The sequence below is a fragment of the Cyclobacterium sediminis genome, assembly GCF_054781075.1.
In genome coordinates, this window is record NZ_BAAGVC010000041.1 from 34,583 (window position 1) to 49,525 (window position 14,943).

Below are 14,943 nucleotides of genomic sequence, written 5' to 3' on the forward strand. Positions count from 1 at the left end.
TTTAATTGGCGTGATCTGAAATAAATTTAATCCGGTATACCCGTACTTCTTCTTCAGCAAAGTCATCTTCTTCGAGCTCTGCCATGGCATCCTTGATATGGTCCGATTCCGCCGTCATAAAATAATCATGGAGAATGTCTTCTCTTTCATCATCCATGATGTTTTCTATATAATAATTGATATTTAGTTTAGTTCCACTGTAGATGATTTGTTCAATTTCATGCAGTAATTCACTCATGCTGATATTCAGGTTCATGGCAATCTCATCAAGATCGATTTTCCTGTCTATCTGTTGTATGATGGTGATTTTTACCTTTGACCTTGTTCCGGATGTTTTGACGACCACATCCGAAGCAGTAATGATTTCATTTTCTTCTACATATTTTTCAATGAGTCGGATAAAGGACCTGCCAAATTTAGTGACTTTTCCTGTGCCAACGCCATTTATTTGTGCCAATTCCTCCCTACTTGTGGGGTAAACGGTTGCCATCTCCTCAAGTGAAGGGTCTTGGAAAATGACGTAAGGAGGTAGGTTTTTAGCTTTGGCTACCTTTTTACGCTCTAATTTTAATAATTCATAAAGTTTTTCATCATAGGCCTTGCCAACATTGCTCATTTCTTCTGAGGAGACATTTTCTGCCATTTCATCAAAATTGTGATTTTTACTAATCACTACAGCATGTGGATTTTTTAGAAAGTCCTCACTTTTGTCTGAAAGTAAGATAATGCCATAGTTTTCTATGTCCTTTTCTAGCAAACCAAAAATCATGGACTGCCTTAAAACTGTCTTCCAGTGGGTATCATCCTTGTCTTTGCCTATACCAAATGAGGGCAACTTGTCATGGCCATAGCTTAATATATAATCGTTTTTCTCCCCTTGTAAAAGGCTTACGATATGGTCCATGCTAAACCGTTGGTTGGTGTCTTTAACGGCATTGATGACTTTGATGATGTCCTCTTTTCCTTCAAAGGTTTCCTTGGTTTTTTTACAGTTGTCACAAAAACCGCAGTCTTTGGAGAGGGTTTCACCAAAATAATGCAGCAAAAACCTTCTTCTACAAACAGAGCTCTCAGCGTAAGCTGCCATTTCTTGCAGCAAGACTCTGGCGTTTTCTCTTTCGTTGACAGGTTTATCTTTATTGAATTTCTCCAGCTTAATGATGTCTTCATACCTGTAAAACATCAAACAATGCCCTTCGAGCCCATCTCTACCTGAACGACCGGTTTCTTGATAATAGCCTTCCAAAGATTTTGGAACATCATAGTGAATCACATACCTGACATCAGGTTTATCTATCCCCATTCCAAACGCAATGGTGGCGACAATCACATCAACTTCTTCATTTAGGAAGTCATCCTGATTTTTCACCCTTACATGACCATCTAGTCCGGCATGGTAGGGGGCAGCATTGATGCCATTTACTTTTAATAATTCGGCTATTTCAGTTACCTTTTTTCTGCTTAAGCAGTAGATGATTCCTGATTTTCCCTTTTGAGACTTTATGTATTTAATAATCTCCTTTTTCGTCTCACTTTTAATCTTAGGCCTGACCTCGTAATACAGGTTAGTTCTGTTAAAAGAAGATTTATAAAGATCAGCTTCCTCCATCTGCAGGTTACGCTGAATGTCTTGCTGGACCTTTGGCGTGGCAGTGGCGGTTAAAGCGATTACCGGAAGATTGTCTCCTATTTGAGAAATGATTGACTTTATCTTTCTGTATTCCGGTCTGAAATCATGCCCCCATTCGGAGATACAATGGGCTTCATCAATGGCCACAAAGCTGATGTCTGCACTTTTCAGGAATTTCACATTTTCCTCCTTAGTCAAGGACTCAGGAGCTACATACAGTAGTTTGGTTAGCCCTGCACTAACTTCACCTTTAACCCGATTTGACTCGGTTTTGCTAAGGGTGGAATTTAGAAAATGAGCATTGATGCCAAAACTATTCAATTGATCCACCTGATTTTTCATTAAGGCTATCAATGGAGAAATGACAATGGCTGTACCCTTATTTGAAACAGCAGGCAATTGATAACAAAGTGACTTTCCCGCACCGGTTGGCATTATTACAAAGGTATTGTTGCCCTTGAGAATATTGTCCACTATCAACTGTTGGTTCCCTCTAAACTGATTGAAACCAAATATTTTTTTTAAATTATCTTTAACTGCGCTATCCACTACATTAATAGTTTAATGAGTTACTCCCTGTCAATTATTAATGTTTAAGGCAAAACTTTATTACCTTTATACAAATCTAACAATTAACAGCTGTAAAATTGAATTTACTAAAAAATATTAGAACCACGGCAATAAATGTGTTTCAAAACGAAGCCAATGCACTATTAAATTTGATCCCTGAGATTGGTGAAGATTTTGAAACTTGTGTTGAGGATGTATTAAAGAGCAAAGGTAGGGTAGTTATTACAGGAATAGGGAAAAGCGCTATCGTTGCAAATAAAATTGTGGCAACGCTCAATTCTACAGGTACTCCTTCTCTATTTATGCATGCGGCAGATGCAATTCATGGGGATTTGGGTATGATTAAAAAAGAAGATTTTGTAATTTGTATTTCCAAAAGTGGAAATACCCCTGAAATCAAACTATTGGTGCCCATGCTCAAAACACTGGGGAGCAGGTTGATCGGCCTTGTGGGGAATAAAGATAGCTATTTGGCCAAACATGCTGATTATTTATTGTTTACAGGGATTGAGGAAGAAGCTTGTCCCAACAATTTGGCGCCAACAACAAGTACAACGGTTCAAATGGCGATGGGGGATGCATTGGCCATTTGCTTGCTTACTGCTCGTGGTTTTACCGCGGAATCATTTGCCCGGTTTCATCCGGGAGGCACCTTAGGAAAACAGTTGTACCTTAAGGTAAAAGACGTGATTGATGTCAGTCTGCTTCCTATGGTACAAGAAAGCGCATCTCTTAAAGAGGTTATCTTGGAAATAAGCAGCAAGAGATTAGGAGCTACAGCAGTGGTGGACGAGGCCCAAAAGCTACAGGGGATAATTACTGATGGAGATTTGAGGAGGATGCTTCAAAATAATTTTGATTTGTCTGAAATCAAAGCAGGAGATATAATGACCAAAGAGCCAAAAACCATTTTAACAGATGACTATGCAGTAAAAGCAATAGAGGTAATGAGAACTTTTAACATAACACAATTAGTGGTGCAAGACAATTCTTCTTTGGTTGGGTTTGTTCATATTCATGATTTGATGAAGGAAGGTATCGTATAAAAATGAAGGAAAAGGACAGGTACATTGTAATTTTAGCCGGTGGTTTAGGTATTAATTTTTGGCCTTCGAGTAGGCGCCAAAGGCCCAAGCAATTTTTAGATCTATTGGGAACAGGACGCACTTTGTTGCAAATGACCTATGACCGATATGTTAACCATTTTGAAAATTATCAATTTATTATTGTCACCAATAAAGAGTATTTCGCATTGGTGAAAGATCAATTGCCGGATATTTCAGAGGGGCAGATTTTGGTGGAGCCCATGCAGCGAAATACAGCAGCTTCAATAGCTTTGGCGAGTTATAAGATTCAAAAGCTTAACCCCAATGCTAAAGTTTTGGTCAGCCCTTCCGATCAATTGATCTTCAATGAAAACCTGTTTTTTGAGTCTATAAATAAGGCCATGGAAGGTGCTTCTTCCTCAGGAAAGCTCATTACCATCGGAATAAAGCCAAACAGGCCCGATACAGATTTTGGATATATCCAGTTTTTTCCGGAAGCAGGACAACCCATTAAAAAAGTAAAAACATTTTCTGAAAAACCTGATTTAGAATTGGCCATGGCTTTTATAGAAAGTGGTGATTTTGTATGGAACACCGGAACTTTCGTATGGAAAAACGAAAGCATTATCCAGGCCTTTGTTAAATATCTTCCGGATATGGCTGAAGTATTTGAAGAAGGAGAAGTTTATTTTTGCACCGACAAAGAGGCTGAATTTCTAATAAAAGCGTATAGTTTTATAAAAAATATTTCCATTGACCATGGGGTTTTTGAAAAGTCAAATGAAGTGTTTGTCGTATTGGGTGAGTTTGGCTGGACAGACCTTGGTTCCTGGCAGAATCTATACGATATCAGTGAAAAAGACCAGGAAAATAATTCCGTTAAAGGGCAAGCAATGCTGTACGAAACGAGCAATTGCTTCATTACTGTTCCACCCAGAAAATTAGTCGTGGTTCAAGGCCTTAAAGACTATCTTATCAGTGACAGTGAGGATGTATTGTTGATTTGCAAGCTGGATGCTAACAGTAAATACAAGGAATATATTTCCGATGCCAGGAAGATCGATGAAAGTTACACTTGATGGATAAGATTAATTTCTTTTCTCAAAGGCATTTACTGCATTTCTTACAGAACCATGTTCTTTAAGCATGGCTAAGGCTTCTGCTTCTTCAAGTCCGGTGGCTTCCATGATCATCAGTGTGCCTCTATGAACCAGTTTTTTGTTGGACAGCTGCATGTCTACCATCTTATTGCCTTTCACCTTTCCCAGTTTAATCATGACACTGGTAGATATCATGTTAAGAGCTAGCTTCTGAGCAGTTCCTGATTTCATTCTGGTACTTCCTGTTACAAACTCAGGACCTACAACTATCTCTACCGGCATGGCCACTTCTTTGGCAAGAGGGCTGCCTTCATTGCAGGTAATGCAGCCTGTAAGTAAGCCTTCCTTCATTGCTTTTTTTACTCCTCCTATTACATAGGGCGTGGTGCCTGATGCAGCTATACCGATAATGGTATCCTGAGCATTGAAATCAAATGCCTGAATATCTTCCCAAGCTTGCTCCGGATCATCTTCAGCATTTTCCACTGCTTTTCTTATGGCTGTATCCCCACCGGCAATAATTCCAATTACCATATCATGTGGTACGCCATAGGTCGGCGGGCATTCTGAAGCATCTAGGATACCTAGTCGGCCACTAGTGCCGGCTCCAATATAAAATAAACGACCACCTTTTTCCATCCTAGGGACTATGGCTTCCACCAGTTTCTGAATTTGAGGAATGGCCTTATTGACCGCATCTGGTACCGTCTGATCTTCTTTGTTCATATTGGTCAATAATTCATTGACCGACATTTTCTCAAGGTGGTTGTAATAGGAGGCGCTTTCTGTGGTGCTCATATCTTTTTTTGATGGTAGAGTGTTAATCCGGCTATTGGAGTTTCTAGGATAGTATTGATTTGTATGTTTAGATCGTGTCCAATTTGTCTTAGGACATCATTGTTATAGTAAGCGATAGATCCGACAAAATTCACAGGTTTGTTTTGATAATCTTTGTACCTCATGACATGTCTCGAGAAGAAATCTTTAAAACCATTGTAGAAAAGCCCATAGCAATATGGGTCAGCCTTATGTTGGGCTATAAATTCACAAAAACCTGCCATAAAGCGATTGGGAAATGGTCTTTTATAAACATTGTCCTGAATATCAATTATGGAAAGGTGATATTTGTCAATAAATGCTTCCCGAATAGCAGTGGGCATGTCATCGTAAATAAAATCTTGTAGGAAGTGCTTTCCGATATAAGTTCCTCCACCCTCATCACCTAAAAGGTAGCCGGGAGAAGGCCTGCTGTCCGTTATTTTGTCACCATCATAGTCTCCGCTATTTGAACCCGTTCCCAATATGCAGGCTATCCCTGCTTCGTGACCACAGGTTGCCCTTGCGGAGGCCATAAGGTCATGATCTACATATACCTTGGCATCTTTGTAAATGCTGTTGATGGCGTTTTTTACAGTTTCTTTATTGGCCTCAGAGGTGCAACCTGATCCATAAAAATAAACCTCCTGGATAATATCTTTCCATGAAAGGAGATCAGGCGTTTGGAGTCCCAGTTCCATGTCCTCTTTGGTTTGATAATAGGGGTTAAACCCTACAGTCCTTGTTTGGTGAACTTTGTTATCCTCTGTGATTACTCTCCAGTCGGTTTTGCTGGAGCCACTGTCTGCGATCAGAATCATTTATATTAAATAGCCAATAGGTTCAAATTTATCAAATACATTTTCATTATGAGGGGCATCTTCGAGCTCTTCTGTTAGGTCTTGTCCTGCCCAATGTTCATAATGTTTGCCATTTTTCCACAGTCTGGAATTGCCTACATCATATATTTTGCCTTTGTAAGCAATCCATATTTCAGGTTTGTCCTGCCCGTTTCTCAAGGCCAGTTGGTTTTTAGAAATAGAAATCATATGCTTATTCTATTGCAAATATAGGACTACCTAGGGTATATGCATGTATTATTAATAAAGTTTTAATTGGGCATTGACCCAGCGCTCAGGTATTTCTCCCTTTTGAGCGGTTTGATAATCTTGATAACTACAGGGAATAATGGTGTCTCGATTGTATTTTTCACCCTTGTTGCGGGGGATTTCCAGCCACCATTTTCCGCTTAGTTTGCTTTTGTAAAAATGCAAAATAGAAGGCTTGGAGTCTAATGATACCGTGTACATGATATAGTCGCTGCTTTTAAATGATAGGCTGTCTTTTCTCTGGTGAAAACCTTCAATAAAATACCAGATCATTGTGGCAATAATGGCAGCAGTCTTTTGCCTGGGGTCATCCAAATCCACATGGTAACCATAGATTCCAATGGAACTTAGCTTTTCATTGGTGCCTGCAAACCAGCATATTTGACAGGCCTCCTCGGCACTTAAGCCAAAAGGTTGCGCTCCAATGGCTCCGGGAGCATCTGAGGAATTGATGGAACAAATGTCAAAACTTAATAAATCTGCATTTCTGATCAGCGGTTCGGTTTCTTTGAAGTTGTCCCGCAACTGCCCCAAACGGATATGGTCAAAGTAAAGCTTCTCTAAGGTGGTGACCAATTCAGGGTCTGTCAAAAAACTTTGGTAAGCAAGGTGGCAATAGTTGAACATATAGTTCGGTTCATGCAAAACCACTTCTTGAGAATGCCGGTCTTGAGGATTGCCGGCATCCTCCATGTCCATTTTAGCATCTACCGTGAGTAAGCTGACCAGTTTTTTCATGTGCTGGTAAGCTTTAAACTGCCCAACGTCCAAGTCATGGCTTCCACCGATAAAAATTGGCAATACTTGGGTTTTTATCATTAGTTCACCAATAGAACTGATCAGTGACCGGGTTTCTTGTAAGTTTTCCCCGAGTTTAATATTGCCTAAATCGGCAAGGCTGTAATTTCCCTGGCCCTTTTTGAGCGTATATAGTTTCTTCCGAATGGCAGAACTGCTTGCCAATGAATTTTTTAATGTATCATCTCCGGTGCCCCTGTATTCTTCTATGCCAATAATGGCGATTTGAATGCCTTCGAGGTCAGGAAAGGTTTCATCATGACAATGAATGTGGTGAAAAAACGCATTGTGCCCATATTCTTCTTGTAGAATCTCGGAAGGGATAGGTTCGAAAAATGCCTGTAAATCCATTGTTATTTTTTAGAGATTGAATATTAAATCAGATATGTCAATAGGCGGTCTGTTTTACTAAAACCTCGGTTCGGGCTTGGTATTGCCATTCCAAAGCGGTCAGGTTTTTGTTTTAATTAAGCCTATCAATCATATGCCTATGCCGCCTGAGCTTGTGCCGGGAGGGCCATTAAATAATTTAATATAAAATTATGGAAAAAGAAGGCATAAAAAAAGTCCCGTTAAACTTTAACGGGACCCTTTTCTTATTTTTTATCCTCCGAAATCATCGAATCTGATATTCTCTTTTGGAACACCCAAATCATCCAGCATCTTAAGTACTGCTGCATTCATCAAAGGAGGGCCACATAAGTAATATTCTATTTCATCCGGCTCATCAATATCTTTAAGGTAGTTGTCATAAAGAACTTGGTGGATAAAGCCTACATAGCCATCACCTTCCTTGTCATCCATTGACTTTTTAACTTTCCAGTTGTCCTCAGGTAGAGGTTCGGATAAGCCAATGTTGAAGCTGAAATTCGGGAAATCTTTTTCAATACCTCTAAAGTGTGGTGTGTAGAACAACTCCTTTTTAGATCTACCACCGTACCAATAAGATACTTTTCTATTTGTTTTCTCTGTGTGGAAAAGGTGGAAGAGGTGAGATCTTAAAGGGGCCATGCCGGCACCACCACCTATGTAAATCATTTCTCTTTGGGTAGGATTGATATGGAATTCACCATAAGGTCCTGAAATGGTTACTTTATCACCAGGTACTCTTGAGAAAACATAAGAAGAACATACACCCGGATTCACATCCATCCATCTGTTATTAGCTCTATCCCATGGTGGAGTGGCAATACGGATGGTTAGCATTACAATATTTCCTTCTGCTGGGTGGTTGGCCATGGAGTAAGCCCTAAAAAGAGGCTCATCATTTTTCATGGAAAGATCCCATAAACCAAATTTATCCCAATCGCTTTGGTACACGTCTTTCGGGTGTTCCAACTCAGGATGTGGGGTGATATCCATACCCTTAAAGGATACCGTAATTGCAGGAACATCTATTTGAATATACCCTCCCGGTTCAAAGTCCAACGTTTCACCTTCAGGAAGTTTTACTTTAAATTCCTTAATAAAAGTAGAAACGTTGTAATTAGAAATTACTTCACATTCCCATTTCTTAATACCGAAGATCTCTTCCGGAATCCGGATCTTCATGTCATTTTTTACCTTTACCTGGCAAGAAAGCCTTACTTGGTTTTGTTTTTCAGCCCTGCTTAGGTGACCTTCTTCTGTAGGAAGTACTTCACCTCCACCTTCTTCAATGGTACACTTGCACATGGCACAGGTACCTCCACCTCCACATGCGGAAGGAAGGAAGATTTTTTTGCTACTTAGTGTGTTGAGCAGGGTAGACCCGGCAGATGCAATTAGAGGATTTTTTTCGTCCCCGTTGATAATGATTTTAACATCTCCTGACGACACCAACTTTGACTGGGCAAAAAGAAGAACAAACACCAGTAGCAGAATAATAATGGTAAATGCTACTATCGAAGTAATGATTACTGAACTCATTTAATAAATTTTTATCTTTATCAGTATGTTTAACTGGTTTTGAATCGTACAAATATATTTATATTTCCCCAAAACCATTACAATCTTGGGAGAAATTAATCCCAAGAATTAATATAATAACCTTCTATTGTCGAAGAAGGTTTAACAAGGTGTAAATTCTGTTTTTCAACTGCCTTCTGTCGATGATAAAGTCCAAGAATCCGTGCTCCAAAACAAATTCCGCACTTTGAAAACCTTTAGGTAAATCTTTGCCTATGGTTTCTCTAATTACTCTTGGACCCGCAAAACCAATAAGAGCTCCCGGTTCGGCAATATTGAAGTCTCCCAACATAGCAAATGAGGCTGTTACCCCTCCCGTTGTAGGATCTGTCATTAAGGAGATATAGGGTATTCCCGCTTCATCCAAAAGCGCAAGTTTTGCGGATGTTTTGGCCATCTGCATTAGACTAAAACCAGCTTCCATCATCCTGGCCCCTCCTGATTTTGATATCATCAAGAATGGAACCTTGTGTTTCAAGGAGTAATCAATTGCTCGGGCAATTTTCTCTCCCACTACAGAACCCATGGACCCGCCTATGAATTTGAAGTCCATGCAAGTAATGACTATGTCCAAACCATTCAATTTGCCAACGCCTGTTCTTGCAGCGTCTTTTAAATTGGTTTTTGCAATCGTGTCCTTGATTCGTGTGGGATAGGGTTTGCTATCTACGAAATTTAAGGGATCACCTGATATCATTTCCTTATCCAATTCTGTGAACTTGTTATCATCAAAAAGGATCTCGAAATATTCCTTAGAACCGATTTTTACATGATAATCATCATCCGGGCAAACATAGGAATTGTTTTTTAACTCTCGGGTGTGAATGATATTCCCCTTCGGGGTCTTATACCATAATCCGTCCGGGGTGTCTTTTTTCTCCTCTGTTGAGGTTTTAATGCCGGCGTCTTTTCTTTTAAACCAAGCCATAAAGTTTTGTTTAAATTATCCCAAACCACATTGGGAGTCCAAATTTATAGGTAATATCTGTTAAATAAAACCAAAATCTACTTTCTCGAAAAGTTTACCCATTTCATTTCTTAATTTCTGCAGTTTCTTTCTCCATCAAAACCCTGGTTTTTGGCAGTGTTTCAGGATGGTTTTTTTGAAGAAACTCAAGAAGCTTTTCCCTTACTAAACACCTGAGATCAAAGGCAGTTGGGCTATCTCTTGCACTCATAAGGCACCTTAGTTCGATGGTTTTTTCTGTCCAATCTGTGACCTGCAGTACTTGAACCTTTTTATCCCATAAAGGTGTAGCATCTAAAATTTCTTTTAGTTTCGACTTTAATTCACCTACATCAACCGTAGGATCAACATATATAAATACAGTGCCCCAAATGGCTGCTGTGGTTCTGGTCCAGTTTTGGAAAGGTTTCTCTATAAAATAGTTAATGGGCAATACTAACCTTCTCTGGTCCCAAATCTGGACAACCACATAGGTGAGGTTTATTTCTTCAATTTTACCCCACTCTCCTTCCACCACCACTACATCATCAATTCTTATTGGCTGGGTGAATGCAATCTGAAAGCCTGCCAATAAGTTGGCAATGGATTTTTGTGCAGCAAAACCAATGATGATACCCATTATGCCTGCAGAAGTAAGCAATCCGGTACCGATCCTTCTTGCAGATTCGAAATTCATTAAAATGGAAGCGAAGGCAATCACCACCACCCCGATAATAAAGATCTTTCTAATGAAGGCAACTTGGGTCACAAGTCTTCTTTCGCGCAGGTTATCCTCCTTGTCGAAAGTATATTTTTCCAAAAAGATATACCGTAAAACATTGGATAACTCTATTATGATCCAGGTAAATAGGACAATAGCCAATACTATAAACAATCTTTCCTGTACAATATTTAACGAGGCCGGAGGAGGTAAGTAATAGCCAATAAGGGGATATATAGCCAAAAATATCCCCCATTTAAGGGCTTTTGAAAACTTATTCATGGATTGCTTTCCTTTCCGGGTGCCGGGCTTATAGAAAAGTCTCAGCAATTTTGGAAAAGCAAATTCCATAAAGAAATGGCTAAAAATCAATAATCCTATGCAGGCACCTAGAAATAGGAGGGTCGGCTTGTTGAACATTTTTAGGAGAGGATTAATTTGGAAAATGGTAATAAAGGGGATAGCAATGTGTCTTTTCTATCTGCCATTGGTACTAAATAATTTTTAAATTAGGGTTTATTTCCGATGAAATCAATTTTCTAATTAACTTTGAGGCTTGAATAATAAATCCAAATCATGCAACTGACGTACCTTTTTCTTTTTTCCGCAATTATTTTAATAGTAGCGTATTTCACCTATGGAAAGTTTGTCTTTAAAAAGTTTAAAATCAACAATAATAATCTGGCGCCTTCTCACAGATTAAGGGATGGTGTGGATTACGTCCCGAGTAAGCCTATCGTTGTTTTGGGACATCATTTTGCCTCAATAGCAGGTGCAGGGCCAATTGTTGGGCCCATCATTGCAGTAGCATTTGGCTGGGTGCCCGCCGTAATATGGATTTTGATCGGTGGAATATTTTTTGGTGCTGTCCATGACCTGGGGAGCATGGTGGCTTCCCTTAGGAACGATGGGAAATCTATTGGCGTTATCATTCAAAATAATATTGGAAAGAAAGGTAAAAGATTATTTATCTTGTTTAGTTTTTCCACTTTGATTTTAATTATTGCCGTTTTTGCTGACATCATCGCCAAGACATTTATCAATAACCCCGGAGTTGCTTCGGCTTCAATTCTTTTCATTTTACTTGCAGTGGTTTTTGGCTTTGTTACCAAATTGACCGAAAATAAAAAATCCGCTTTCCTAATTGCCTCCATTGTAGGGGTGGTGGTAATGTATTACTTTGTCTATCTGGGCATGCAAATTCCATTTGAACTCAATTATCAGACTTGGATTTATATACTGTTAATATATGCCTTCATTGCTTCTGTTACTCCTGTATCCATGCTGTTGCAACCAAGAGATTATCTGAATAGCTTTTTGTTATATGGGTTGATTCTTGCTGCGATTGTAGGAGTGGTAATTGCCAATCCTACCATTGTGATGGATACAGAAGTACATATTAATAGTGAAAATCTAGGTTACTTATTCCCTGTGCTGTTTGTCACCATAGCATGTGGAGCCATTAGTGGTTTTCATTCGCTTGTAGCCTCGGGAACAACTTCCAAACAATTGGATAAAGAAAGCGATGCCAAGGTTGTAGGGTATGGAGGGATGTTGATAGAATCATTTTTAGCCATCATTTCAGTTGGGGCTGTGATCGTATTAAACCGCACAGATTACTTGTCTAGGTTGGGACAAGATGGTCCTGTACCACTTTTTGCCGATGGTCTTGGAGCTATTATTTCTTCATTGGGCATATCCGAATCATTCGCTGTAGGCTTTGTGGCTTTGACAGTTTCAGCTTTTGCACTCACCACTTTAGATACCTGTACTAGGCTGGCAAGGTTTACCCTTCAAGAATACTTTGAAGATGTGGAACAACCGATTGGTAAAAAACTTTCCCAAAACAGATACCTCTCTACAGGGGTGGTTGTCATATTGTCTGTGCTATTGCTGGGGAGTGGTGGATTTACCACCCTATGGCCAATTTTTGGTTCGGCCAATCAACTTTTGGCAGCCCTCGCATTATTGACGATTTCTGTTTGGCTGATCAAAAAGGATATCAACCCCACCTTTGTAACCATTCCCATGTTCTTTATGTTTACCGTCACATTGACTTCCTTGGGATTATTTGCTTGGCAAAACTTTCAAAAAGATGCTTATGTGCTTTCAGTCATCGCGGCCATTTTATTCGTTCTTTCCTTTGCCTTGATCTTCCTTGCCCGAAAAAGTTTGGTTAAAGAGGTCAATTCCAAGGAATTGGTCAATTAAAAAAAGCAGCTTTTGTAGGTCATTGAATCAATGCTACCGAAGCTGCCTATTGCAATATGTTATCGTTGGAAATTTCTTAGAATAAATTGATTCCGAGAGAAAGCATGATTTGATTTTGCCTTTGGTCTGTTGGGATTTCCCCAAAATTATTTACAGAATTGGTCAAAGCACCTTCATATTTTAGGTCCAACATTAGGTTCCCAATGTCTACACCAACTCCTGCTTGGTAACCAAATGTAAAGTCCTCAGTAGGAGGAATAATTCTTTGGGTTGAAGATCCATCACTGGCTTTAACTTTTCCGTCAAGCATATAACTGGCTACAGGACCTGCCTGAATTCGTAAGACATTGCCAAGTTTTAAGCCAACCATTAATGGCACATCCAGCCTATCAAAGTCGGAATCGTAATTGAAAGTATTGTCTTGGAAGGAACCTCCGGTATTGGTATAAAGAACTTCCGGTTGCAAATAGATGACAGGTAAGTTTATTCTAGCGAAAATCCCCACATGGTAGCCCATTTGAGAATCTTCTCCTTTAAACCCATCCGAAACTTGAACATCACCTTGTGAAAGGCCAATCTTAGGACCTACTGACAAAATCTGAGCATTTAGCTGTGTAATGCCTAATCCTGTAAAGAATAGAATAATTAACGCTTTTTTCATTAGTTTGGCTTTAAATTAAATAATAGTGCTTTCTTTCGACCCGAACCTTGCAATGGATCTGCCCTTATATCGAGTTTTCCTTGGTTTTTTTCAAGCTGTTAACCGAAAAAAATGTTGCCCGGATTGGTGAATATAATCCCGAATAGGTAAACCTGATTAAGTGTTTAATATCCTATAAAGGTCTAAAATAAGGCAATTTTAAACTCAAATAATTTGCTTATCGCATCATTTGTGGTTCAATAAATTAATAACCAATTCTGTGCCGAAATAGTATAGGTAGGGTAAATTAATTTTAACAAAATTTAAGAATTACACTTAATAAAAATAAATCCTTATTTAAAGATAATAACAACTGCATTTTTCACGTTATTTTATTCGGTCTATTTTTTCAAATAGTTGATTAGTAGTAATTTGTGCGGTTTTTGAATTCGTCTATGAGAAATTTTACTTTTAAAACGCTTTGTTTTCTTTGCTTGACTTTCAGTTTTTATTCATGTATAGAGGATACGGATGGTGTCAATGAAGAGCTATACATGGGGGTATCTGCCGCAAGGTGGGATGTAGGGAAGTCTGCCAACTTTTTGTTGGCGGCAGATCAGTTTCCGGCTTTGGAGCTGGAATTGGTCTATATGGAAGGGTATGAGCCTTCGGATAAAATGCTTGAATCGCTTGTTGAATTTTTAGAGAAATATACATTCAAGCCTGAAGGGATTCGCTTGTTGTTAAAAGAAATTCCGGCCATGAATAAAGAGACTTACACCACAGAGGAAATAGCGACAATCGAAAATGATTACCGTGAAAGTTACAATGAGGGGAATACGATATCAGTATTTCTATTGGTGGTGGATGGTGATTTTGAGAAAAATGAGGAAGATTCATTTACCATAGGGGCTGCCTATAGAAATACAAGTCTGGTGCTATTTGGGAGTCAAATTGAAAAAAATTCAGGGGGGATAAGAAGGCCCAGTAAAAGCAATCTGGAAACTACCGTTGTTTTACATGAGATGGGACATTTGTTGGGCTTGGTAAATGTTGGCAGCGAAATGGTGGAACCACATGAGGATGAAGCGTACGATCATCACTGCGACAATGAAGACTGTCTCATGTATTGGGCCATTGAGACCAATAGCATTTTTTATTATATGAGAGATGTTATTCCTTCCCTTGACGGCAATTGTGAGAGGGATCTCAGGGCAAATGGTGGTAAATAAACGCTTTGTAAAGACTTAGTGAATAGCTGTTTGTAAAATAATGTTTGCCTAGGATTTTGAAGGGGAAGCTTATTAGGGCTTCTTGCTGATTTATTAATTACCTGATAACCAGCGTAATAATTAACAAAAACATAACACAAAAACCCCGAATTTAGCTGTTTAAAGCTTTTTTCGGGG

The 14,943-nt window shown here is 39.1% G+C and carries 13 protein-coding genes; 4 read left to right on the top strand and 9 right to left on the bottom strand.

Annotated elements, in window-relative coordinates:
• Window position 1 precedes the first annotated feature (1 nt).
• On the bottom strand, window positions 2-2,179 hold the full coding sequence (recQ, locus tag ACYVHJ_RS19915; RefSeq protein WP_460518371.1) for a RecQ family ATP-dependent DNA helicase: 2,178 nt from the start codon (window positions 2,177-2,179) through the stop codon (window positions 2-4).
• Between the two features lie 98 nt (window positions 2,180-2,277).
• Between recQ and ACYVHJ_RS19920 the strand changes: the two genes are divergently transcribed.
• Both ACYVHJ_RS19920 and ACYVHJ_RS19925 read left to right on the top strand, forming a co-directional pair.
• Window positions 2,278-3,246 carry a KpsF/GutQ family sugar-phosphate isomerase gene (locus ACYVHJ_RS19920; RefSeq protein ID WP_339905981.1) on the top strand — a complete coding sequence of 323 codons (969 nt, stop codon included), beginning with the start codon at window positions 2,278-2,280 and terminating at the stop codon, window positions 3,244-3,246.
• Between the two features lie 2 nt (window positions 3,247-3,248).
• Window positions 3,249-4,325, top strand: coding sequence for a mannose-1-phosphate guanylyltransferase (locus ACYVHJ_RS19925; RefSeq protein ID WP_460518374.1), 1,077 nt, complete (start codon window positions 3,249-3,251; stop codon window positions 4,323-4,325).
• A 9-nt stretch (window positions 4,326-4,334) separates the two neighbouring features.
• Here the strand turns inward: ACYVHJ_RS19925 and murQ are convergent, their stop codons facing one another.
• From murQ to ACYVHJ_RS19960, 7 genes are all read right to left on the bottom strand, one after another.
• Window positions 4,335-5,144, bottom strand: a complete 810-nt coding sequence (gene murQ, locus ACYVHJ_RS19930; protein ID WP_460518377.1) for an N-acetylmuramic acid 6-phosphate etherase — start codon at window positions 5,142-5,144, stop codon at window positions 4,335-4,337.
• A complete protein-coding gene (locus ACYVHJ_RS19935; RefSeq protein ID WP_460518380.1) occupies window positions 5,141-5,983 on the bottom strand; it encodes an N-acetylglucosamine kinase in 843 nt (280 codons plus the stop codon). Before ACYVHJ_RS19935 ends, murQ begins: the two co-directional genes overlap by 4 nt.
• Complete coding sequence (locus tag ACYVHJ_RS19940) at window positions 5,984-6,211, bottom strand: cytochrome b5 domain-containing protein (RefSeq protein WP_303615268.1); 228 nt, start codon at window positions 6,209-6,211, stop codon at window positions 5,984-5,986. It lies immediately after the preceding gene.
• Window positions 6,212-6,262: 51 nt separating this feature from the next.
• Entirely contained in the window at window positions 6,263-7,420 is a 1,158-nt protein-coding gene (locus ACYVHJ_RS19945; RefSeq protein WP_460518383.1) for a formimidoylglutamase, read from the bottom strand.
• Window positions 7,421-7,672: 252 nt separating this feature from the next.
• Window positions 7,673-8,977 carry an NADH:ubiquinone reductase (Na(+)-transporting) subunit F gene (gene nqrF / locus ACYVHJ_RS19950; protein ID WP_339902777.1) on the bottom strand — a complete coding sequence of 435 codons (1,305 nt, stop codon included), beginning with the start codon at window positions 8,975-8,977 and terminating at the stop codon, window positions 7,673-7,675.
• A 124-nt stretch (window positions 8,978-9,101) separates the two neighbouring features.
• On the bottom strand, window positions 9,102-9,944 hold the full coding sequence (gene accD / locus ACYVHJ_RS19955) for an acetyl-CoA carboxylase, carboxyltransferase subunit beta (RefSeq protein ID WP_339902776.1): 843 nt from the start codon (window positions 9,942-9,944) through the stop codon (window positions 9,102-9,104).
• A 103-nt stretch (window positions 9,945-10,047) separates the two neighbouring features.
• A complete protein-coding gene (locus ACYVHJ_RS19960; protein ID WP_460518388.1) occupies window positions 10,048-11,103 on the bottom strand; it encodes a mechanosensitive ion channel family protein in 1,056 nt (351 codons plus the stop codon).
• A 156-nt stretch (window positions 11,104-11,259) separates the two neighbouring features.
• Between ACYVHJ_RS19960 and ACYVHJ_RS19965 the strand changes: the two genes are divergently transcribed.
• The gene (locus tag ACYVHJ_RS19965) at window positions 11,260-12,894 is read left to right on the top strand and encodes a carbon starvation CstA family protein (RefSeq protein WP_460518391.1); all 1,635 of its coding nucleotides are present in this window, start codon (window positions 11,260-11,262) and stop codon (window positions 12,892-12,894) included.
• Window positions 12,895-12,970: 76 nt separating this feature from the next.
• On the opposite strand, the gene ACYVHJ_RS19970 is transcribed toward ACYVHJ_RS19965, so the two are convergent.
• Window positions 12,971-13,555: a porin family protein gene (locus ACYVHJ_RS19970; protein WP_460518395.1), complete on the bottom strand. Its 585-nt coding sequence runs from the start codon at window positions 13,553-13,555 to the stop codon at window positions 12,971-12,973.
• 434 nt (window positions 13,556-13,989) lie between these two features.
• On the opposite strand from ACYVHJ_RS19970, the gene ACYVHJ_RS19975 reads away from it, so the two are divergent.
• Window positions 13,990-14,766, top strand: a complete 777-nt coding sequence (locus ACYVHJ_RS19975) for a zinc metalloprotease (protein WP_460518398.1) — start codon at window positions 13,990-13,992, stop codon at window positions 14,764-14,766.
• The last annotated feature ends 177 nt before the right edge of the window (window positions 14,767-14,943 follow it).

Excerpts from the sequence above, each read along its gene's own strand:
- ACYVHJ_RS19925 (WP_460518374.1), top strand. The coding sequence starts at position 3,249 with ATGAAGGAAAAGGACAGGTACATTGTAATTTTAGCCGGTGGTTTAGGT.
- ACYVHJ_RS19945 (WP_460518383.1), bottom strand. The coding sequence starts at position 7,420 with ATGGATTTACAGGCATTTTTCGAACCTATCCCTTCCGAGATTCTACAA.
- ACYVHJ_RS19940 (WP_303615268.1), bottom strand. The coding sequence starts at position 6,211 with ATGATTTCTATTTCTAAAAACCAACTGGCCTTGAGAAACGGGCAGGAC.
- murQ (WP_460518377.1), bottom strand. The coding sequence starts at position 5,144 with ATGAGCACCACAGAAAGCGCCTCCTATTACAACCACCTTGAGAAAATG.
- accD (WP_339902776.1), bottom strand. The coding sequence starts at position 9,944 with ATGGCTTGGTTTAAAAGAAAAGACGCCGGCATTAAAACCTCAACAGAG.
- ACYVHJ_RS19970 (WP_460518395.1), bottom strand. The coding sequence starts at position 13,555 with ATGAAAAAAGCGTTAATTATTCTATTCTTTACAGGATTAGGCATTACA.
- ACYVHJ_RS19960 (WP_460518388.1), bottom strand. The coding sequence starts at position 11,103 with ATGTTCAACAAGCCGACCCTCCTATTTCTAGGTGCCTGCATAGGATTA.
- ACYVHJ_RS19975 (WP_460518398.1), top strand. The coding sequence starts at position 13,990 with ATGAGAAATTTTACTTTTAAAACGCTTTGTTTTCTTTGCTTGACTTTC.
- nqrF (WP_339902777.1), bottom strand. The coding sequence starts at position 8,977 with ATGAGTTCAGTAATCATTACTTCGATAGTAGCATTTACCATTATTATT.
- ACYVHJ_RS19935 (WP_460518380.1), bottom strand. The coding sequence starts at position 5,983 with ATGATTCTGATCGCAGACAGTGGCTCCAGCAAAACCGACTGGAGAGTA.
- ACYVHJ_RS19965 (WP_460518391.1), top strand. The coding sequence starts at position 11,260 with ATGCAACTGACGTACCTTTTTCTTTTTTCCGCAATTATTTTAATAGTA.